Source organism: Desulforegula conservatrix Mb1Pa (assembly GCF_000426225.1).
GTDB lineage: Bacteria > Desulfobacterota > Desulfobacteria > Desulfobacterales > Desulforegulaceae > Desulforegula > Desulforegula conservatrix.
The window spans coordinates 1-21,181 of sequence record NZ_AUEY01000054.1; the positions used below are offsets into that span (position 1 = coordinate 1).

Annotated in this window: 24 protein-coding genes; 22 read left to right on the top strand and 2 right to left on the bottom strand. The window is 41.6% G+C overall.

What is annotated here, in order from left to right; genetic code table 11:
• The first annotated feature begins 8 nt into the window (after positions 1-8).
• Positions 9-158: an integrase core domain-containing protein gene (locus K245_RS28580; RefSeq protein WP_084156271.1), complete on the top strand. Its 150-nt coding sequence runs from the start codon at positions 9-11 to the stop codon at positions 156-158.
• 213 nt (positions 159-371) lie between these two features.
• Here the strand turns inward: K245_RS28580 and K245_RS27355 are convergent, their stop codons facing one another.
• Entirely contained in the window at positions 372-470 is a 99-nt protein-coding gene (locus K245_RS27355; protein ID WP_073474648.1) for a 30S ribosomal protein bS22, read from the bottom strand.
• 137 nt (positions 471-607) lie between these two features.
• Here K245_RS27355 and K245_RS0115770 point away from each other — a divergent pair, with 137 nt between their 5' ends.
• The 16 genes from K245_RS0115770 (at position 608) to K245_RS24895 (ending at position 13,387) form a co-directional block, all read left to right on the top strand.
• Positions 608-1,126, top strand: coding sequence for a hypothetical protein (locus tag K245_RS0115770; protein ID WP_027360006.1), 519 nt, complete (start codon positions 608-610; stop codon positions 1,124-1,126).
• Between the two features lie 175 nt (positions 1,127-1,301).
• Positions 1,302-1,550 carry an FmdB family zinc ribbon protein gene (locus K245_RS0115775; protein ID WP_027360007.1) on the top strand — a complete coding sequence of 83 codons (249 nt, stop codon included), beginning with the start codon at positions 1,302-1,304 and terminating at the stop codon, positions 1,548-1,550.
• Between the two features lie 106 nt (positions 1,551-1,656).
• Positions 1,657-1,947: a co-chaperone GroES gene (groES, locus tag K245_RS0115780; RefSeq protein ID WP_027360008.1), complete on the top strand. Its 291-nt coding sequence runs from the start codon at positions 1,657-1,659 to the stop codon at positions 1,945-1,947.
• 68 nt (positions 1,948-2,015) lie between these two features.
• Positions 2,016-3,656, top strand: a complete 1,641-nt coding sequence (gene groL / locus K245_RS0115785) for a chaperonin GroEL (protein WP_027360009.1) — start codon at positions 2,016-2,018, stop codon at positions 3,654-3,656.
• 285 nt (positions 3,657-3,941) lie between these two features.
• The gene (gene tolQ / locus K245_RS0115790; RefSeq protein ID WP_035277426.1) at positions 3,942-4,658 is read left to right on the top strand and encodes a protein TolQ; all 717 of its coding nucleotides are present in this window, start codon (positions 3,942-3,944) and stop codon (positions 4,656-4,658) included.
• A gap of 2 nt (positions 4,659-4,660) precedes the next feature.
• The gene (gene tolR, locus K245_RS0115795) at positions 4,661-5,086 is read left to right on the top strand and encodes a protein TolR (RefSeq protein ID WP_027360011.1); all 426 of its coding nucleotides are present in this window, start codon (positions 4,661-4,663) and stop codon (positions 5,084-5,086) included.
• Positions 5,087-5,104: 18 nt separating this feature from the next.
• The gene (locus K245_RS26825; RefSeq protein ID WP_027360012.1) at positions 5,105-6,232 is read left to right on the top strand and encodes a TonB C-terminal domain-containing protein; all 1,128 of its coding nucleotides are present in this window, start codon (positions 5,105-5,107) and stop codon (positions 6,230-6,232) included.
• 11 nt (positions 6,233-6,243) lie between these two features.
• Positions 6,244-7,551 (top strand): Tol-Pal system beta propeller repeat protein TolB, encoded by a 1,308-nt coding sequence (tolB, locus tag K245_RS24885; protein WP_035277427.1) that lies wholly within the window; start codon positions 6,244-6,246, stop codon positions 7,549-7,551.
• A 35-nt stretch (positions 7,552-7,586) separates the two neighbouring features.
• Positions 7,587-8,102, top strand: a complete 516-nt coding sequence (pal, locus tag K245_RS0115810; protein WP_051284211.1) for a peptidoglycan-associated lipoprotein Pal — start codon at positions 7,587-7,589, stop codon at positions 8,100-8,102.
• A 138-nt stretch (positions 8,103-8,240) separates the two neighbouring features.
• Positions 8,241-9,002, top strand: a complete 762-nt coding sequence (gene ybgF, locus K245_RS26830) for a tol-pal system protein YbgF (RefSeq protein WP_051284213.1) — start codon at positions 8,241-8,243, stop codon at positions 9,000-9,002.
• Between the two features lie 30 nt (positions 9,003-9,032).
• Positions 9,033-9,569, top strand: coding sequence for a crossover junction endodeoxyribonuclease RuvC (locus K245_RS0115820; RefSeq protein ID WP_232223841.1), 537 nt, complete (start codon positions 9,033-9,035; stop codon positions 9,567-9,569).
• The gene (gene ruvA, locus K245_RS0115825) at positions 9,566-10,186 is read left to right on the top strand and encodes a Holliday junction branch migration protein RuvA (protein ID WP_027360015.1); all 621 of its coding nucleotides are present in this window, start codon (positions 9,566-9,568) and stop codon (positions 10,184-10,186) included. The genes K245_RS0115820 and ruvA overlap by 4 nt, the downstream gene beginning before the upstream one ends.
• Positions 10,183-11,220 carry a Holliday junction branch migration DNA helicase RuvB gene (gene ruvB, locus K245_RS0115830; RefSeq protein ID WP_027360016.1) on the top strand — a complete coding sequence of 346 codons (1,038 nt, stop codon included), beginning with the start codon at positions 10,183-10,185 and terminating at the stop codon, positions 11,218-11,220. Before ruvA ends, ruvB begins: the two co-directional genes overlap by 4 nt.
• Positions 11,221-11,312: 92 nt before the next feature.
• Positions 11,313-12,128: an SAM hydrolase/SAM-dependent halogenase family protein gene (locus K245_RS0115835; protein ID WP_027360017.1), complete on the top strand. Its 816-nt coding sequence runs from the start codon at positions 11,313-11,315 to the stop codon at positions 12,126-12,128.
• Positions 12,129-12,329: 201 nt separating this feature from the next.
• A complete protein-coding gene (locus tag K245_RS0115840; RefSeq protein ID WP_198013905.1) occupies positions 12,330-12,980 on the top strand; it encodes a hypothetical protein in 651 nt (216 codons plus the stop codon).
• 17 nt (positions 12,981-12,997) lie between these two features.
• Positions 12,998-13,387, top strand: coding sequence for a bactofilin family protein (locus tag K245_RS24895; RefSeq protein WP_051284215.1), 390 nt, complete (start codon positions 12,998-13,000; stop codon positions 13,385-13,387).
• On the opposite strand, the gene cyaB is transcribed toward K245_RS24895, so the two are convergent.
• Positions 13,380-14,006, bottom strand: a complete 627-nt coding sequence (gene cyaB, locus K245_RS26835; protein WP_027360019.1) for a class IV adenylate cyclase — start codon at positions 14,004-14,006, stop codon at positions 13,380-13,382. The two genes, K245_RS24895 and cyaB, sit on opposite strands and share 8 nt — an antisense overlap.
• Positions 14,007-14,179: 173 nt before the next feature.
• Here cyaB and K245_RS24905 point away from each other — a divergent pair, with 173 nt between their 5' ends.
• The 5 genes from K245_RS24905 (at position 14,180) to K245_RS26845 (ending at position 21,181) form a co-directional block, all read left to right on the top strand.
• The gene (locus K245_RS24905) at positions 14,180-15,004 is read left to right on the top strand and encodes a tetratricopeptide repeat protein (protein ID WP_027360020.1); all 825 of its coding nucleotides are present in this window, start codon (positions 14,180-14,182) and stop codon (positions 15,002-15,004) included.
• 90 nt (positions 15,005-15,094) lie between these two features.
• Positions 15,095-15,955 (top strand): ABC transporter permease, encoded by an 861-nt coding sequence (locus K245_RS0115860; RefSeq protein WP_084156361.1) that lies wholly within the window; start codon positions 15,095-15,097, stop codon positions 15,953-15,955.
• Between the two features lie 17 nt (positions 15,956-15,972).
• The gene (locus K245_RS0115865) at positions 15,973-17,244 is read left to right on the top strand and encodes an ABC transporter ATP-binding protein (RefSeq protein ID WP_035277428.1); all 1,272 of its coding nucleotides are present in this window, start codon (positions 15,973-15,975) and stop codon (positions 17,242-17,244) included.
• A gap of 3 nt (positions 17,245-17,247) precedes the next feature.
• Positions 17,248-17,826, top strand: a complete 579-nt coding sequence (locus K245_RS26840) for an acyltransferase (RefSeq protein WP_051284217.1) — start codon at positions 17,248-17,250, stop codon at positions 17,824-17,826.
• Positions 17,827-17,842: 16 nt separating this feature from the next.
• Entirely contained in the window at positions 17,843-21,181 is a 3,339-nt protein-coding gene (locus K245_RS26845) for a glycosyltransferase (RefSeq protein WP_051284219.1), read from the top strand.

Genomic DNA, 21,181 nt, shown 5'->3' on the forward strand with positions numbered 1-21,181 from the left:
AGGTTTATCTGAAGGCCTATGGAAGCATGTCAGAAGCGAGACACAAAATTGGCGATTATCTGAGGTTCTACAACACAAAAAGGCCTCACCAGAGCTTTAAGAATAATACGCCTGATAAAACATATTTTGAAGGTCTGGAAATTCCAATCGCCGCTTGAAGCTTTTATTAAAAATATGAGACACAGAGGTCAAAATTATATAAGGATTTGTTGATAGGATTTTCACTTATATTTTCAGAAAATCTGTCCAATCAAAACCGACCACTTATAAAGGCCGGATTGGTCTGTTAAGAATAAAACAGCGAAGAGTTCTTTGCCGGTGACGGCATTGAAACTCTTCGCTGAGATAGTCTCTGGAAAAAACCGGAGGTGTTATTTACCCTTTCTTCTCTGATGGCGTGTGCGGGCTAAAAGTTTCCGGTGCTTGTGCTTGCGCATCTTTTTACGCCTTTTTTTGATTACGCTACCCAATCGATCACCTCCAAATCCTTGTTAAATTTAAATAAAATTATTTTTAGTATGAAATATATAGGTCAAACAAACTTTGCTATTATCATTTATTCAAAGACTTTGTCCATTATTATTTTAGAAACCGGGCGATTGAAAATATGGCATTGAGGTTATTTGATAAAAAACAGCTGGAGATGGTGTCCCGGGCAATTTCGGATGCGGAGGAACTCGTTTCTGGATATTACAAGCTTTCAGGATCTGAGTGGGGGGCGATCAGGTATGATTTCATAACCATGGCTGATCTTTCAGAATCAGAAATTGTAAAAGGTCCCCTGGCAGAAATTTTACGATATAATGCAAGGCCCAATGATAGCATCCATACCGCCGAAAATTACGATTTTTATAAAATATGCGTTCAGGATCAAAATATACTCGAACTGATGGAAGAGAATCAGGGCCTAGATCCGTTTTCGTTTTTTTTATACATTGCGGCACACGAATTGGTTCACATAGTGCGGTTTTCAAGATTTTTTCAAAATTTTGAGGCCACACAATCTGAACGACTGGCAGAGGAAAAAAAAGTACATGAGATTACAAGGGAAATACTTTTGAAGATTAATTTTTCAGGAATGAAACAGATCCTGGATTTTTATGATCTTTGGCAGTACAGGGTATAAATGTATTTCTCGGCTGTAAAAATGACGTGCATGACAAAAAAAAATATTACGGGCTTGACAATCAAAAAAGTCTGCATAGATTATTGTCGAAAATAAGGTTTGCTGATTGAAATGCTAACCATTTGTTATTGTTAGGTTGTTATTGTTTTAAAAATTAATTATTGGGGGTTTGGTTATGCCGATATATGAATATCAGTGCGAAAAATGCGGCATGAGTGTAGAAGTTCTGCAGAAGATAAGCGACAAGCCGCTTGAAGTCTGTGAGAAATGTGCCGGGAAAATGGGCAGGATTATTTCCCAAAGCTCATTCCATCTCAAGGGTGGCGGATGGTATGTAACAGACTACGCAGGATCTTCACGTCCAGGTACCTCTGTTCCTCCATCTTCCATTGGCTCGGACTCTTCTTCCGGGTCATCATCTTAAGTAATATTAGGTGTCTGTATAATAGAGCTGAAGATAATTATGTTTATAATTCTTTAAAACCATCAATATACTATAATTTCTGAACTGAAAAAGGAGATATTTAAAGATGAAAATCAGACCTTTGCATGATCGTATTGTTGTCCAAAGGACCGCAGAAGCCACAACAACCAAGGGTGGTATTATAATTCCTGACACTGCCAAGGAGAAGCCGGCAGAAGGTAAGGTAATAGCGGTTGGCAACGGCCGTATTGCAGATGATGGCAAGGTTGTTCCAATGGAGCTCAAAGTTGGTGACCGTATTCTTTTCAGTAAATACGGCGGTCATGAAGTAAAAATTGACGGTGATGAATTTCTTATCATGAGCCAGGATGACGTTTACGGCGTGATTGAAGATTAATATCCTTCTTCTTAAAGTTTGTGCACATCTGATTAATAAATAAAAAAATCAATAATTTGGAGATATTTATGGCTGCAAAGATTATCAAATACGGTGCAGATGCCAGAGTGGCTATGCTTAAAGGTGTTCAGACCCTTGCTGATGCTGTTGTTGTTACACTTGGCCCAAAAGGTCGTAATGTTGTTATTGAAAAATCCTGGGGTTCCCCGACCGTAACAAAAGATGGCGTTACCGTTGCCAAGGAAATAGAGCTTGAAGACAAGTTTGAGAATATGGGCGCTCAAATGGTAAAAGAAGTTGCCAGCAAAACCAGCGATATGGCTGGTGACGGCACAACCACTGCAACTGTTCTTGCAAGAGCAATATATGAAGAAGGTCAGAAGCTTGTTGTGGCGGGAAATAACCCGATGTCCATCAAGCGCGGCATTGATAGGGCTGTTGAGACCGTTGTAAAAGAACTTGCCAAGATGAGCAAGCCTACCAAAGATCAGCGTGAAATTGCCCAGGTTGGTACCATCTCTGCAAACAGTGATGAAACCATTGGGAACATCATTGCGGAAGCCATGAGCAAAGTCGGCAAAGAAGGCGTAATCACCGTTGAAGAAGCTAAATCAATGGAAACCACACTTGAAGTTGTTGAAGGTATGCAGTTCGATCGTGGTTACCTTTCGCCTTATTTTGTAACTGACTCTGAAAAAATGGTGGTTTCCCTTGAAAATCCTTTTATCCTTCTTTGTGAAAAGAAGGTCAGCAGCATGAAGGATCTTCTTCCTGTTCTTGAGCAGGTAGCAAAAATGGGCAGACCTCTTCTTATAGTTGCTGAAGATGTTGACGGTGAAGCACTTGCAACCCTCGTTGTAAACAAGCTCCGCGGCGTTCTTAATGTTGCGGCTGTTAAGGCTCCTGGTTTTGGTGACAGAAGAAAGGCAATGCTTGAAGATATTGCAGTTCTCACCGGTGGTCAGGTTGTTTCAGAAGATATGGGCATCAAGCTTGACAATATCACTCTTGAAGATCTCGGCCGTGCAAAAACCGTTACAATCGACAAAGACAACACAACGATTGTGGATGGCGCAGGCGCTCGCGCTGCTCTTGAAGCAAGAGTAAAGCAGATTCGCGCCCAGGTTGAGGAAACATCTTCTGATTATGATCGTGAAAAACTTCAGGAAAGACTTGCAAAGCTCATTGGCGGCGTAGCTGTTATCAATGTTGGTGCTGCGACTGAAACTGAAATGAAAGAAAAGAAAGCACGAGTTGAAGATGCTCTTAACGCTACCCGCGCAGCTGTGGAAGAAGGCATAGTTCCTGGAGGCGGTGTGGCTCTTGTTCGTTGCCTTTCCGTTCTTGGACAGCTTAAGGAAGCAACTGAAGGCGAAGAAAGACTTGGCGTTCAGGTTGTTATCCGTGCGATTGAAGAACCTCTCCGTCAGATTGCAAATAATGCCGGAGTAGAAGGATCTGTTGTAATTGACAAGGTTAAGAACTCAGAAGGCTCTTTCGGATATAATGCGGCTTGTGACAAGTATGAAGATCTTATCGCTGCAGGCGTAATTGATCCTACAAAAGTTGTTCGTTTTGCAATCCAGAATGCTGCAAGCGTTGCTTCACTGATGCTTACAACCGAAGCTATGATCTCTGAGAAAGTAGATGATAAGGCGCCTATGGGGCATCCAGGCGCTGGCATGGGCGGTATGGGCGGCATGATGTAATAAATAGCCCTGCCTCTCAATATTAAGTATTCAACCTTCATGCCCACCGCAAGGTGTGCGTGAAGGTTTTTTTTTGATTAAATAAGCACTAAAATTAAAATCATTGTTGATTACTGCGCCCTGTATTGCTATCAGTATCTTTTTGAAAATTTTAAATTGTTTTGTTGAATTTTTTCAGTTGTTGCACTATTTGCAATTTGCCGATGGTGATCAGCATCTGAGATTAAAAGTGGTAAAATCAAATAAATTTTTTATGTTACTTAGCGTATAATTCCGGGGATAAAAATGGGAGCTCCACAAAGTTTAAATTTTCTTGAAATCATAATGGGTTCAGGACTTGTTGTTCAGATGGTCCTTATGATCCTTGTATTTTTTTCTCTGACATCCTGGACAATCATATTCATGAAGTTCAGGATGATAAAAAGAGCTTATCATGAGTCAGTAGAATTCAACGAAACCTTTTGGAAGAGCCGAAATCTTGCAGAAGCATATGCAATGGCAAAACGGCTTAACTATAGTCCTGTTGCCAGGGTTTTCAAGGTCGGTTACCTGGAAATAAAAAAAATAAGCCAGGGTGCGATCAGTGACAAGAAGGAGGTCGGTGAATCTGGCTTATACATAGATGACAGCGGTATGGATGCCATTACCCGTTCACTCAGAAGAGCCAGTACATCAGAGATAACCCGACTGAATCAGTTTGTTGCTTTCCTTGCTACGGCAGGCAATACCGCCCCTTTCATAGGCCTTTTCGGGACAGTATGGGGGATCATGAATTCCTTCCACAATATAGGCCTCACCGGATCAGCGTCTCTTGCAGCTGTCGCCCCAGGTATTTCTGAAGCTTTGATTGCAACGGCTGTTGGTCTTGGTGTTGCCATTCCATCTGTTATAGGCTTTAACTTTTTTAACCAGAAGATTCGTGTAATAAGCTCTGAAATGGAAAACTTTTCAGCGGATTTCCTTAATATCATAGAACACGACATAATGAGGAGAAGGAAGTAGCCATGGGCTTCAGCGCAAACAGCGGTGATGACAATCTTATGTCTGAAATAAACGTCACTCCATTTGTTGACGTTATGCTGGTTCTACTTATTATTTTCATGGTTACGGCTCCAATGATGGCCCAAGGCATAAATGTCGCTCTTCCCCAGGCCACGGCCGAGGCTCTGCCGTCTGACAACACCGAAATAATTGTCTCACTGGACAAGGATGGGAAGGTCTTTATCAATGAAACCCAGGTGGCTATTGAGCTTCTTCAGAAGAATATCAAGGATGCTGTAGCTGCCAAACCAGATAAAAAAGTATATCTTAACGCTGATAAGAGGGTGCCTTACGGAGATGTTGTCAAGGTGATGGCTGAAGTAAAAGCCGCGGGCATTGAGAAACTGGGTATGGTTACCCAGCCTGAGGAAGATAAGAAATCCAATTAGGATATGCAGGTTTAATCAATGTCTGATCGTTCATCAATGCTAAATGATACAGGCGATACATCCCAGTTTTTTGTATGGGGATTCGTGTCTGTTATTCTCCATGCTTTCATAGTAGCAGGTATGTTTTATCTGCCGGAATTAAATATTCCGGAGATTAAACAGACGGTCATTACCGTAGATCTATCCACAATGCCCTCTCTGGAGCCTCCTGCAAAAAAGAAGGGGGCTCTTAACCCAAAGGCTTCTCCAAATGCTGAAAAACCTGCCGCTGAAAGCGGAGCTCCTGTTGAAAAAGAAGCCCCCCCTCCAAAGGGAGATATAGAAAAAGCTCCTCCTCCAAAGCCAGATCCTGAACCTAAAAAAGAGGCTCCACCGCCTCCCAAGGAACCACAAAAACCGAAACCAGAACCAAAGGTAGAGGAAAAGAAGCCAAAAGAGGTTCCCAAGGAAGATGTGATATCCACAAAGCCGAAGAAGGAAGAGAAAAAAGAAGAAAAGAAAGAACCTGAAAAGGAAAAGCCACCTGAGGTTAAGGAGGATAGCAAGGATGCAAAAAAAGACGCAAAAGATGATAAAACACCGGCCGACAAAGAACCTTTAGATAAAGAATCTAAGGAAAAAGATACCAAGGGTAAAGAGCCAAAAAAAGACGGAAAAGTCGGTGAAAAAGACGGCTCTGAAAAATCGGATGCCTTGGCCCGTATGAGAAAAAAAGCGGCTCTTAAGGCGGCGGCAAGCAAGGCCGCTGGCGTCGGCGAAGGTGATGGCGGTGAAGAGGGTGATCCCCGTGGGAGTGAGAAAGGCTCGGTTCACGGAGTCGAAGGCGGTTCGGAAAAGGGTGGTGTTTCAGCAAGCGTTGCAGATTTTTATTTTTATGAGATTGCAAGGTATTTGGGTAAAAATTGGATTTTTGCGGATACTGTTTCTAATAACAAAGGATTGGAGGCTCTGGTTATATTGTCCGTTCTGCCAAGCGGAGAGCTCAAGGAACCACCTTTGTTCAAGAAAAGATCCGGTAATTCCTATTTTGATGATACCGTTTACCGCACTATCATGAAAACAGTACCATTTCCCGGTTTTCCCCAAGGGATAAAGCAGGATGTTATGGTAGGAGAGTTTCGTTTTACTCCAGATGGAATTAAGTGAGGTAGTATTTTATGGAAATTAAAAGGCTTTTTTTAGGGATTTATGTTGCATTGTTTTTGACAGCTGCAAGTTCAATATGTTACGGATATTATGAAGTGAATCCATCTGCGAACAAGAAGATTCCTCTCGCAGTTGCGGGAATAGATCCGATGCAGGGCGATTCTGATTCATCCGGTGATGCCGGAAATGTCAGGCAGCTGCTTTCTGACACCTTGGCTTTTACAGGGTATTTTAACGTTCTTGCTTTCAGCCAGCTGGGAGATGAGCCTGGCGGTCTTGACGAGGCCTCGGTAAATTTCAAGAAATGGACGGGCGCAGGAGCTGAATTAATGGTTTCCGGAGGCGTTAAATTATCAGGCGGACAGATTCAGATGGATCTTGTTCTGTTTGATACTTTCCAGGGAAAGCGGTTGCTTGCCAAACGCTATACAGGCAGTCCTGATATGTCGAGAAAAATGGTTCGCCGTTTTTGTGCGGAGATTATGAAGTTTCTTACCAATAAGTCCGGCTTTTTTGACAGCAGTATTGCTTTTGTTTCCAAGACAAACGGAAATAAAGAAATCTTTACATGTGATTTCGATGGGTATAATATCCGCCAAGCTACAAAAGAGAACAGTATTTCTGTTTCTCCTGCTTGGTCTTCTGATGGTCAGTGGCTTGTGTATACTTCATACAGAACCGGCCAGCCAAGTCTCCATATAAAGGCTCTTGGCCAGAAAAAAAGTATAGTGGCGAAACCAAGCAGGCTAAATATATCGCCGGTATGGCTCCCTGGACAACATATGCTCGCGGCAACTCTTGCATCCGGTGACGATCAGGATATTTATTTGTTGACCGGAGAAGGTAAAATTATTAAAAAGCTCACCGATAACCTTGGGATTGACGTGTCTCCTACTTTTTCACCTGACGGGAAAAGAATGGCGTTTGTCTCCAACAGGGCAGGGAGTCCTCAGATATATGTTAAAGATCTTGAAGGTGGAAATACTGTAAGGATTACTTACGAGGGTAAATATAATACAAGTCCGAGCTGGTCGCCTGATGGCAGCAAGATTACTTATTCAGCATCAAGAGGCGGGGCTCATAATGTATGCGTCATAAATCCTGATGGAAGCGGGTTTACTGCGCTTACAACAAGTGAAGGAAACAACGAAACTCCTTCATGGTCACCTGACGGAAGCTTAATTGCTTTTTCATCGACCAGGGAGGGTGCTTCGCGTATTTACGTCATGACGGCATTTGGAACCGATCAGCGCCGACTTCTCACCATGGGTGGTGAGCAGAGCGAACCTCGCTGGTCTCCCAATATGAACAATGAATAACTAAACCACACAATTGTATGAGGAGGAGAAATTTTATGAGAGTAGCAAAAAATCTTGTTATGGCGGTTGTTATGACTGGCCTTATCTTCGGAATCAGCGCATGTTCGAAGAAAGAAACAGCTCAGGACACTGGTATGACCCAGAATGACACCGTTGAACAGCCAGCAGCTCCAGCTGAAGATGCAGCAGCAGCAGCAAAGGCAGCAGCTAAGGAAGCTTTCGTAGCTGAAGATATTCATTTTGATTTCGACAGCTCGGCTATCACTCCTGAATCAGCTGAAATCCTTAAGAAGAAGGCACAGTTCCTTGCTGACAACGCTGATGTTAGCGTAACCATCGAAGGTCACTGCGATGATCGCGGCACCAACGAATACAACATGGCTCTTGGTGACAAGCGTGCTCAGGCAGCAAAAGCTTTCCTTGTTGAACTTGGCGTAGCAGAAGCTCGTCTTTCAACTGTAAGCTTCGGCGAAGAAAAACCGCTTGTTCCTAATGCAAAGACCGAAGAAGAACATGCCAAGAATCGTCGCGGACATTGCGAAGTTAAGTAGTTTAATTGATTTGTTGCCTGGAACCTGATCATCATCGTGGTTTGTGATTTTGCAAATATGAAAAATATTATTACACTGCTTACATTATGTACTTTGTTTCTTTTTCATGGTTGCGCCTCAAAAACAGAGGTTAACAACATGGAAGAGCGTTTGGCTAAACTTGAGTCTGATTTGAACTATCAGATTGAGGATCTTGGAGCAAAGAAGCAAGAGACGGAACGTAATTTCAGAGCCAAAAACGCTGAAACAAGAGTTAACCTCGACAAGCTTCAGACTGAAATTCAGCGTCTTACAGGCAAAGTCGAGGAGCTTGAGTATAAACTGTCTCAGTTTAGCAGTTTGGCAGATCAGAATCAGAAATTGCTTTCAGGTTATAATCAGCCTGCAGGCGGTGATACGGCGCAGGGAAATACCGGGCAACAAGTTGATCAGAATTCAGTTACAGGGCTTGGACAGCCTCAGGATCAGCAGAACGCTGCGAATGATGCTTCCAAGCCTGCAAAAACAAGCCCGGCTGAACAGCCTGAAGGGCCGGATTTGTACGACTCCTCAAAAAAAATGTTTGATGAAGGCAAATTCAAGGAATCAAGGGCCGGTTTTCAGAAGTTCATAAAAGCAGAACCAAAGTCCCCTAAAGCAGCAAGCGCTCAGTACTGGATTGCAGACAGCTATTACAAGGAACAGGAATATGAAAAGGCTGCGCTGGAATATGAGACGATAATAAAAAAATATCCAAAAAACAATAAAGCACCTGCTGCTTATCTTAAACAGGCATACGCGTTTGAGAAAGTAGGTGAAAAAGCCACAGCCGTTGATGTGCTTAAAGAGCTTGTTAAAAAATATCCTGATTCAAAAGAAGCAGAGATAGCCTCAAAAAAAATTAAAAGCATGGGAAAGTGATCAGAACCGCAATCTTCCTGAGTCAGCACTGTGAATAAGAGTAAAATATGTATTGCAGGCGTCGATCCCGGCCTTGCTGCCACAGGACTCGGGTTAATAAGGGGATGCGGATACGAAATAGAAGATTATGCATTTGGATGTATAAAAACATCCAGTACGCTTGATATAGCGAGCCGGTTAGAGATAATCCATAACCGGCTTTCTGGTTTTTTTGCATCATACAAGCCGGATATTCTCGTCATAGAAGATGTCTTCTCGGTTGAAACCTACCCAAAATCAGGTATATTGCTCGGAAATGTGATCGGAGTGATACTGCTTGCCTCACGTCAGAATAACATCAGAGTTACAAAGATAGCTGTAAGAGAGGCTAAAAAAAGTCTGTCCGGGAATGGTGCTGCAAGCAAACAGCAGCTCGAGAAGTCTGTCCGCTCTTTTTTGAAACATACAGAGAAAATATCACCCTATCACGCGTCTGATGCGCTTGCACTTGCAATAGCAGGGCTGAACAGATATCTGTTTTCAGGGCATTTGAAAGAATATTCAGACTTAAGAAATTTAAAAATATGATAGCTTATCTTGAAGGTCAATTATTGAAGAAGGATGATGACAAAATTATTCTTCTTGTTAATGGAGTAGGGTACGAGGTTTATTTACCGATCGTGACCGCATATCATGTTTCCACAAAACAGTGCGGAGACAGTATCTGTTTACATATTTTTCATTACCAGAGCGAGCACCAGGCAAAACCGGTTTTGATCGGTTTTATAAATGAAATGGATAAAGATTTTTTTCAGTTTTTTATTTCGGTCGAAACCATCGGGCCACTCAAGGCCGCAAAAGCTTTTTCTTCGCCGGTCGGTGAAATAGCCAGGGCAATTGAAGATTCTGACGCTAAATTTTTAGGTAAGCTGAAAGGAATTGGGCCGAGGCTGGCACAGAAAATAATTGCATCACTCCATGGAAAAGTCGCTAAATTTGCGCTTATGAAGGAAGATCATCCTCCTCAAAAGCCAGTGGATAGCTCTGAAATAGAAAAGCAGGTGATGGAAGTGCTGATAATTCAATTAGGTTATAAGCAGGCTGACGCAAAAAGAATGATTGCTGAGGCTGCGCAAAGAAGGCCTGATTTTTCGAATCCTGAGGAGTTGTTTGAAGAACTATACCGAGGGCAGAACAATAAATGAATGAAGGAATAATGAGTTTCTCGTCATTTCAGGATAAGATCATGGAGGGAGCCGAAACTAATGATGATCTGGCATCCGAGCTTGTTTCCCTCAGACCCCAGACGATGTCTGACTATGTTGGGCAGAAGGATACAGTCCTTACTCTTGAAATAGCAATGGCCGCAGCTAAAAAACGTAGCGAGCCTCTTGAACATATACTGTTTCATGGGCCGCCAGGTCTTGGGAAAACAACCCTTGCCAATATCATCGCCAATGAGATGGGGAGTAATCTGACCGTAACTTCAGGGCCTGCTCTTGAAAAAGGCGGAGATCTTGTTGGGATTTTAACTCATCTTGCAGAAGGAGATATTCTGTTCATTGATGAAATTCACAGATTGCCTCGTCCGGTTGAAGAATTTCTTTATTCTGCCATGGAGGATTTTGCTGTGGATATCGTTTTTGATAAGGGCGTGCACGCAAGAAGCCACAGGTTTCGGCTTAATCGATTTGTTCTTATTGGAGCAACCACGAGGGTCGGGCTGATTTCCGCTCCTTTAAGGGACAGATTCGGGATTTTCAGGGGACTTGATTTTTATGAGCCAGCAGATCTTGAAACAATAGCCAAACGATCAGCCGATCTTCTTGGCCTTCCAATGAACAACGAAGGGATTCATACCTTGATTGGTCGTGCAAGGGGCACTCCGCGTATTTTGAACCGCTTGCTAAAAAGGGTCAGGGATTATGCCCAGGTCAAGGGGGATGGTAGAGCAGACAGGCAAACCGTTATTACTGCACTCGAACTTGAGGGGATAGATTCAATTGGATTGACCCCCCTTGATCGAAGATATATAAAAACAATCATTGATTTCTATTCTGGAGGGCCTGTTGGCATAGAAGCGATTGCCGCAACTCTCCAGGAAGAGGCTGACACCCTTGTTGATGTTGTTGAGCCTTTTTTGCTGAAAACAGGGCTTATAATAAGAACCTCAAGCGGAAGAAAAGCAACCTCAAGTGCTTATATGCATCTTGGTTTAAAGTCCGCAGCATTGTTTTAACAAATTTTTAGCAAGGCCATGAAAAGTTGTAGTCCCGTTATTCTGGCTCAAATCAGCATGACGACAGACGACAACGCTTTTATATATTGATTATGAAAAGAACAATTGCTCTCGTAACTGATTTTGGACATAAAAACGCTTATAGCGGAATAATGAAAGGCGTTATTTGGTCCATTAATCCTGAAGCAAATATTGCAGATTTAAGCCATGGAATAGATCCCGGCGATATTTCCGAAGCTTTTTATATTCTCAAGGAAAGCATTGATTATTTCCCTGTAGGCACGGTTTTTGTCTGCGTGGTTGATCCTGGCGTTGGCAGTTCACGCAGGATAATTGCAATTGATTGCCAAAAGAAAATTATTCTTGTTCCGGACAATGGAATTGCCTCGCTTCTTTTTAGTAAAATCTGTAAGAGCGATACAAAAATATACTCAATCACGAATAAAGAATATTATCTTGATAAAGTTTCTAATACGTTTCATGGACGGGATATTTTTGCTCCTGTGGCTGCCTGGATATCATCCGGCGCCGAGCTTGAAAAAATTGGCGAAGAAGCTGACCCCGATTCATTGGTGAATTTTGAATTGTCAGAAATATGTATTATGGATGATGGCAGCATAGAAGGGCAGGTTGTAAGAATAGACGGGTTCGGGAATCTGATCACAAATATCCGAGGAGAATATTTAAAAAATATAAATGCTTTCGAATCGTTGATAATTGTGGGAAAAGAAATAATGATCAGGGCAGTAGCCGATTTTTACGCCAATGCGAAAGAAAATGAGCCAACAGTTCTGGTTGGCAGCAGTGGTTATTTGGAGCTTGCTGTAAAAGATTGCAGTGCCGAGAAAATACTATTAATAGGAAAAGGCTCAAGGGTCGTACTTCGCTTGGGCATTAACGATAAATAATTAATTCGGGAGTTGTAGGTGTCTGATTCCAAGAATAATAATATAGATGATTTTGGTCATGGCAGGGTAAGGGAGCTTAAAAGAACCTGGGATTTTATATGTGTATCAAATGATGGGAAAGTCCTACATTTTTCTAAAATCAGCACTAAAGTCAAGTTATTTGTATTTTTATCATTTTTGATTTTTATCTATTGTTGCGCTATGACTTATCTATATATAAACGAAAGAAAGGAGCTGGCACTGCTCACAACAAAATTTATTGATATTGAAACAAATCTGCAGGATGTCTCGAGGGAAAGGGATGAAATGGCCGCTAAAATGGCCTTGGCAGAAAAAAATTCAAAAGAAATCAGTGTAAAGCCAATAGAAAGTGAAAAAAGTGCAAAGAATCAGAAGACAGAAGAAGCCTCTCCTGAGAAAACCGATGTTGAGAAAAATTCAAACAGCAATGAGTCTGTGAGTCAGAATTTTCTTGATATAGTAGATTTTTCCGCAAAGCGCGGCAAAGGCAGTTCTGTCAATCTGAGATTCCAGCTTAAGGCAAAAAATGATGTCCACAAAATTAATAAAGGGTATATAGTTTCAGCACTTATGCCTTCATCAGATTCTCCCGCTGCTTCGTGGAAGCTTTCTGCCGGTGAATTGAACAAAGGGGTTCCAGCGAATCCTGAAAAAGGCCAGTTTTACAATTTCAAAGGTGAAAAAGAGATAACAATAAGATTAAAAGCAGGTGATGCTTCGAGGGCGGTTAAGATATTTGTCTTTGATGAGAAAAATAGAATAGTTATTGATGAAGTCTATCAGATTGAAGAAGCCCCCAAAAAAGAAAAAAAGAAGTCAAGACGCAAATAAACAATAAGGATTTTGAAATGGGGATAGTAAAAGAGCTTTCAATAATCGAAAAAGATCTGTTTGTTGAAGGGACAGTAACATGCAAGGGTCGAATGATTATTCGCGGCGTTGTTAAGGGTTCCCTGAATGCTGAAGAGGCTGTGATTGCAAAAGGCGGAGCACTGTACGGCGAAGTCGAGGCCATAAAGCTGACTGTAGCAGGTTTGTTCGAAGGCGAAATGAAAAAGGTTGAAGATCTTCTGGTTTTATCCAGCGGAAAATGTATTGGTAAAATTGTGTGCGATAACCTTACCGTGGAACGTGGCGGGGCGCTTAATGCTGATATTTCATGTCTTGCAGATGATATAGATGAGTCAGATATCAATTATCAAAAAAATACAGCCTCGGCAAAGACGCATTCTAAATAGTTTGAAGACCCAGATCTTCTGCCTCAATACAAAATGAGCCAGTGATATTTTTAAAGTTTTCAAATGTAACATTCCTGAATTCAATATTTAGTCTTTTAGCCATATTTTCAAATATTTGAAGATAATTAAGCGTAATTTTTTTACTCCAGTCAAGGTCAAGGATTCTTGAATAATTTCGAATGGCCTCTTCTGTTCCCTCAATTTCGATAAAAGTGCCAAAGGGCATAATATCGATCAGGACTTTTGCACCGTCAAGAATAAAGGTCTCCCTGAACTTTTCATATGACTGGACAAGAGAAAAACCAATTTCCTTTAGGATTATCTCCATTTGATCAAAATCAGATACTTCTACTTCGATTTCCTCATTTATTTTAAAGTCTGAGTTCTGAATGTTTGCAGGTTTTTTGAAAGTCAGAGTGTTTTTCTGATCGCATCTTAAACGTAGCAGGCTTTTGCTTTTGAAAAGGTTTGAATTCGGATCATCGTATCTGTGATTTTTTTCAAAAACACTTCCGCTGGAAACAATCCCCATTGACATAAGTTTCGATCTGAATTGATCCGGTTCATTTATGAGAAATTTAACTTCTGTTTCTATGTTCTTTTCGTCTTCTTTTTTCATACGGTATGAATTTCCTTGTGTGGAGGCTACATTTTACAGAGATAATAAACCTTTAATAATGAAAGAACCCTTATAAACGTGTAATCAAGTATCATAAATATTAAGCATGCCAAAATTAAAAAAATATGATAGGAGTCTTGAGCTTGTTTAACCCAAATTCCAAAAGGTGAGTCATGAGAAAAAAAATATTCAGTAGTATATTATCCATAGGTCTGGTTTTTTTTGTTGTTTCAGTGTCGCTTGCAGTTGGGCCTGAAAAAGCTAAATCATCATCACAGAGATTTCTACAGACTCTGAAGGTCGCTGAAAAAGGTGACAAGCAGGCCCAGTATAACGTCGGTACAATATACGAGTCTGGTTCAGCAGAGGATAATGTTCCCCCAGATCTAAAGAAAGCAAGAGAATGGTATGAAAAAGCTGCGGCAGCAGGTCATACAGCAGCAAGAAACAGTGTCGCTGTAATGTATTACCACGGTATGGCCGGGCTCTCTGTAGACGTTAAAAAAGCTGTTTCTTTGTTTGAAAAGTCTGCTGCTGAAAAGGATCCTGTTGGGACATTCATGCTTGGAAGCATATATTATAAGGGCGCTCCTGGTGTGGAAAAGGATGTAAAAAAAGGGGTTGAACTTATTAAAACTGCTTCTGACCAGGGTAACCCCCAGGCCCAGGATGAAATAGGCGTGATGTATTTTAATGGAGAAAATGGTTATCCCCGCGACAGAAAACAGGCAGAGGAATTGTATCTGAAATCCGCAAAAGCCGGATATGTTCCTGCCCAGGTTCACCTCGGCACACTTTATTATTATGGAAGCACCGGAGTTGAAAAAGATGAGGATAAAGCCGTAGCATGGATGAAAAAAGCAGCTCAGTCAGGTAGTGAAGAGGCATGGAAATTTCTCGAAATGTGGAGCGGCGGAGAAGTAAAGAAAAGGGAAGAAACCATCGAACTCAAGAAAGGCGTGGGCCCTGCACCCGTAGCCCCTCAAGTTGTTAAATAATTAAAAACATTAAGATCTTTATTATGGATGAAATCCTTTAGGCGAAAGATTTCATCCATATTTTATATTTTTATTAAAAATTAAGTTATTATGCCACTATTTGAAACTGACAATAAATCTGGTGAGCGCAAACGCAGGATTTTTTTTGATCCTATATCTTTTTTTATTCATCTTTCAGTCTTTAAAAACCTCATTTACCAATTTGCCTTAAGGGAAGTTTACAGCAGATACCGGGGGTCTTTATTAGGTATTGCCTGGACTTTTCTTCAGCCTTTATTCATGCTTTGCGTTTATACATTTGTGTTTTCAGTCGTATTTAATGCAAAATGGGGGAAAAGCCACGCAGGAGGGAATTCAGAGTTTGCCCTTGTTCTTTTTGTGGGAATAATAACCTTTAATATAATTGGTGATGTGATAAGTTCCGCGCCGACCCTTATATTGTCCAATGTCAATCTGGTTAAAAAAGTTATCTTTCCACTGGAAATCCTGCCTGTTGTCAAGCTTATCGGCGTTCTTGTAAATGCATTTGTCGGGCTTCTGATTGCACTGTTAGGGATTCTTCTTGTATGGAATGAAATACATCTGACAGCGCTTCTTTTGCCTTTTGCATGGTTGCCCGTGATTTTTTTTGCTCTTGGTTGCTGTTACTTCATCTCTGCATTAGGTGTTTTTCTGAGGGATGTGCAGCCTACAGTCGGTGTCCTTGTAACCGTTATGTTTTTTTTGTCGCCGATATTTTACCCTCTTGAGGCTGTTCCGGAGGCTTACCGTATTTTCTGTACTATGAATCCGATTGCTATCTATGTAGAGACCTCAAGGAGTCTTTTGCTTTGGGGAATGATTCCTGATCTGACTGTTTATGCTTATGGTTTTGCAATTTCCCTTGTGGTTTTTATATTTGGTCTCGCGTTTTTTTTGAAGGCCAAAAATACTTTTGCAGACGTAATTTGAGAAAATTATAGAGAATAATGATATTTCCAATAAGAGCCAAAAACATATCAAAAGCGTACAAACTTTATAGTACCCCTTCGGACAGGCTTAAGGAAGCAGTATTCAGGGGTCGAAAGAAATACCATGACGTTTTCTGGGCGATTAGTGATGTGTCCTTTGATATCCCCCCCGGATCAACGGTTGGGGTAATTGGCCGCAACGGCTCAGGAAAGAGCACTCTTCTCCAGATAATTGCAGGAATATTGCAACCAACAGAGGGTGATGTTGAGGTTAATGGACGCGTCGCAGCTCTGCTTGAGCTTGGCAGTGGATTTGACCCTGAATTCACAGGCCGGGAAAATGTCTATATGAATGCTTCCATATTAGGCCTTTCTGAAAAAGAAATAGACGATAAATTCCCGGAAATAGAGGAGTTCGCAGGGATTGGCGCATTCATTGATCAGCCTGTAAAAAAATATTCAAGCGGAATGTTTGTGAGACTTGCTTTTGCAACTGCTGTAAATGTAAATCCTGACATTCTTCTGGTCGATGAAGCGCTTGCGGTCGGAGATGTGGTATTTCAGCACAGATGCATGGCAAAAATACGAAGATTTCAGGAAGAAGGCAAAACCATCTTTTTTGTAAGCCATGATTTGGGAGCTGTTGCCAAATTATGTAGTCAGGCTATTTTGATGGACTCCGGAAGGATGATCTTGATGGGAGAGCCAGATGACGTCATCAGGGAGTATTACAGGATTATGTGGACTGAGGATGACAATCCTGTTAATGCTTCTGAAAAGGCAAAAGGATCTGACGATGTTTCATTTTTGACTTCCTCAATGAAGCCAGTTGAATCTTATGATAATCGCATTGGGGGGATCAATGCTGAAATAGTTTCTTTTTTTCTTTCTGATGAATATGGCAATTACAGAGACAGCTTTAACGGTGGCGAGATAGTACGTTTTCAGATCGCCGTCAGGTGCAATGTGCCTTTGGATCTCCCCATTGCAGGCCTTGTCATAAGGGATCTGCTTGGGAATGAATTGCTCAGGACAAATTCTGATGTATCTGGTTACTTCATCACTCCGATCAGGAGTGGAAAGACAGCACTCATATCGTTTGTTTTTACTTTGCCAAGCCTTAAGTCCGGCAGTTATTCGCTTTCAGCCGGTATAGGGAATGGGACCATAGAAAGCCATCAAGCATATGACTGGATTGAAAATCTCGCTGTTTTCATAGTTGAGAACAAGAACGCCTGTTTCGGGCTTCTTGATGTCCCGGTTGATATTCATGCTCAGGTTCTAAACTGATAAATGGCCAATGAATTTTTTGACAGAATTGGTGATAATACCTTCATATATCCTTCGGTGGAGGTTTATATAGAAAACCGGCAGCCTGATGGCCGGGGGCTTTTTATTGGTTCAAACTGTCTTGTTTTTCCAAGAACCCGGTTTGTTCTTGGAGATATGTTCACAAATCAGACGGCGAGCCTTGAAATTGGCGATGATGTTCAGATTGGCCCTGGCTGTTATATTTCTGCGGAAGGCGGCATTTCTGTCGGTAATTATGTTCTTATAGGAGCCAATGTAAATATTCTCAGCTCAAGTTACGAATACCGTGAGGCTGAAATTCCGGTTCGCTGGCAGGGCATGGTTTATGGTAAGGTAACCATAGAGGATGATGTTGTCATTGGTGCCGGTTCCGTAATTCTAAAGGACGTTAAGATCGGAAGAGGCGCCATTATTGCCGCAGGATCCGTAGTCATCAATGAAATTCCTGCCTATGGCGTAGTTGCGGGCAATCCGGCCAGAGTTATAAAATACAGGGGAGATGATGGTTTTTCTCCTATTAAAAGACTTATGAAAAAGATTCACAGATTTTTCACCCGATGAGAGTGCTCTGCAGATTATGGATGATATCAAAATAAAATATGATTATATAATAGACTCGGCAAATGAAAATACAACGCATTCAAAAATTTTGAGTCAGGTTGGATTTGAGAAAACTGTTCTGGAGATTGGTTGTTCTTCAGGGTACATGACAGATTATATGAAAAATGCCCTGAACTGCCAGGTTTATGGGATAGAGCTTGACGAAAATGCTGCCCGTAAGGCCCAGGGTTTTTGTGAGAAGCTAATCATTGCCGATGTCGAGGTGATTGATTTCAATGATTTTTTTCCGGGTATTTCTTTTGACGTCATCATAATGGCCGATGTTCTCGAACATCTTAAAGACGCACAATCTCTGCTCACAAAAATAAAACCGTATTTAAAAGAAAATGGTTATATCCTTATCTCCATTCCAAATGGTGCGCATGGCTCGCTCAGTCTTAACGCCCTTGACGGGAACTGGAGCTACAGATCAATGGGACTCATGGACGAGACTCATCTTCGTTTTTTTGACAAGGATAGTTTTAACAGACTGCTGGAAGCCAGCGGTTTTTTTATTGCCGTGCTTGACAGAGTCATTGTTCATCCTCGGGATACGGAATTCAAAACTTCCTGGGATAATTATCCACGGCAGGTAACGGCATATATCGAAAAAGTTAACCCTGAATACCAGACATATCAGTTTGTTATAAAGGCATACCCAGCTAACGAGTCCGGGTGGAAACAAGGCCTGGAGGATTGCGCAAAATTCGAGAAGGAAAGAAGCTCTAAGTTGGATGAAGAAATCAGAGCTCTTAAAAAGGAAGTCGAGCAGATCCATTCCGTATATGCAAAAGAAATTGAAAAACTGAATGAAGAGGCCTCATCGTTTCACTCAGGTTATGGTAAAGAAATAACAGATCTTCAGGGAACAGCAGAGAAGCAACTTTTGGAGATCAATAGGCTGAATGACGAAATCAAGATTATACATTCAGGTTATTCAGAAAAAATTAAAGTCATTGATGACGGCATTGCCTTAATACATTCGAACTATAATGAAGAAATTTTAAGATTAAATACAACAATATCTGAAATTCAGTCTTTACGAAATAGTGAAGATGCCGAAAGACTATCCCAGATTAATCACCTAAGATCAGAAATCGAGGGTTTTGCAAAAAAATATCAGAGACTGATGGAATACGTTTCCAGCCTTGAATCTGAACGAAACAACCTGTCTAATTATGTTAATGATCTTGAAAGCGAACTATATGAGATCAGAAATTCCGTATTCTGGAAATTCATAACCAGATACAGACGGTCTATAGAATATTTATTGCCCCAGGGAACAAGAAGACGGCGTCTGTATCAACTGGCCGTGCTTTCGCCCGTTGTTCTTTTCAGGGAAGGTGGCGGTGAGTTTTTAAGGAGGATCTTAATACGGATTCCAGGCCTCAGCCGGTTTTACAATTCTTCTGAGCAGGTAATGTCTTTCAGGCGTATGGTTTTTCCATCATTTGAAAATATCAGTGTAAGCATAGTAATCCCTGTGTTTAACAAATGCGACTACACTCTGAGATGTCTTTTATCCATTCTGGAAAACACGACAAATATTCCTTATGAAGTGATTGTCGTCGACAACGCATCTTCAGATTCAACTCCTGAGATGCTTAAATCATTTGAAGGTATAGTCGTAATCAGGAACGATGACAACAAGGGCTTTGTCGAAGCCTGCAATATCGGAGCTGACAATTCAAAGGGCGTATTCATCCTGTTTCTTAATAACGACACAGAAGTGACTCCCGGATGGATTGAATCCATGTGCCAGCCATTTGAAGAGCCTAAAACAGGCCTTGTCGGCGCCAAACTTGTTTATCCTGACGGGACATTGCAGGAGGCCGGAAATATTATATGGCAGGACGCTTCAGGATGGAATTACGGACGCGGGGATGATCCAAAGAAGCCTGAATACAGCTACAGAAAAAAGGTCGATTACTGTTCAGGCGCCTGTCTTGCGATCAGGAGAGAATTGTGGACGGAAATTGGCGGTTTCGATAAACGATATGCGCCTGCATATTATGAAGATACTGACCTGTGCTTTGAGGCAAGAAGGCTGGGGTACGACGTTGTTTATCAGCCCGAAGCCGTTGTGGTTCATTATGAAGGAATATCCTCAGGGACTGATATAACAAAAGGCTATAAGAGATTCCAGCAGATAAATCACGCCAAATTTCTTGAAAAGTGGAAAGATATTCTGGAAGAGAATCATTATAAAGGCCCTGAATATGTTTATCTTGCAAGGGAAAGATGCGCCGGCAGAAGAATTCTTGTGGCAGACCACTATGTCCCTGAGTATGATAAGGATTCCGGTTCTCTCAGAATGTACAGTCTTCTTAAAATTTTGAACGAAATGGGTCACAAGGTTGTTTTCTGGCCTGAAAACCGGGCATACAACAGCAAATATACGGCCGCACTTCAGAAAATAGGCATTGAAACCTGTTATGGGGCAATGCATTTTGATGAATTCATGAAGCAGAACGGTTCGTTTTTTGATTATATTATCCTGTCAAGACCTCATATTGCTGAAGGAATGATCTATGCCGCCAAAAACTGGTCAAAGGCAAAGATAATCTATGACACGGTGGATCTCCATTATTTGAGGGAAGGCAGGAAAGCGCGTCAGGAAGCAGAACGGGCCGAGCTTGAATGGAAAAAAAGAGAGCTTGGCATTGCAAATCAGGCAGACTTTACCCTCGTGGTCAGCGGTGTAGAAAAGAATCTTCTTGAGCTTGAAGGGATTAAATCAACGGTTTCTGTGGTTACAAATATTCATTCCCTTGAAGACGCCTCTCTTGATTTTGAAAAACGCTCAGGCATAATGTTCATAGGAGGATTCATGCACACTCCGAATGAAGATGCCATGCTGTGGTTTGTTGAAGAAATATGGCCAATAATCAAGACAAAGATTGAAAATCCCCATTTCTATATTGTCGGAAGTCATCCTTCTGACAGAATCAAGGCCCTTGCGGCCCCGGATATCACGGTCACAGGATTTGTGGAAGATGTGGCACCATTTTTTACTAAAGCAAGGGTTTTTGTCAGTCCATTAAGGTATGGCGCTGGCGTGAAGGGTAAAATAGGCCAGAGTCTGAGTTTCGGGCTACCTGTTGTTACTACAGATATTGGAGCCGAGGGCATGGGGCTTGTGGATGGAGAAAATTCTCTCATAGCCGACGATGTTGATACTTTTGCCAGCAAAGTGATAGAACTTTATAATGATAGGATTCTCTGGCAAAAGCTTGCTGATGGCGGCAGAATTCTGATTCAAAAAAGATTTTCGCCGGAAAAAATGCGCGAAAATCTTCTTCTGCTTATTTCCTGA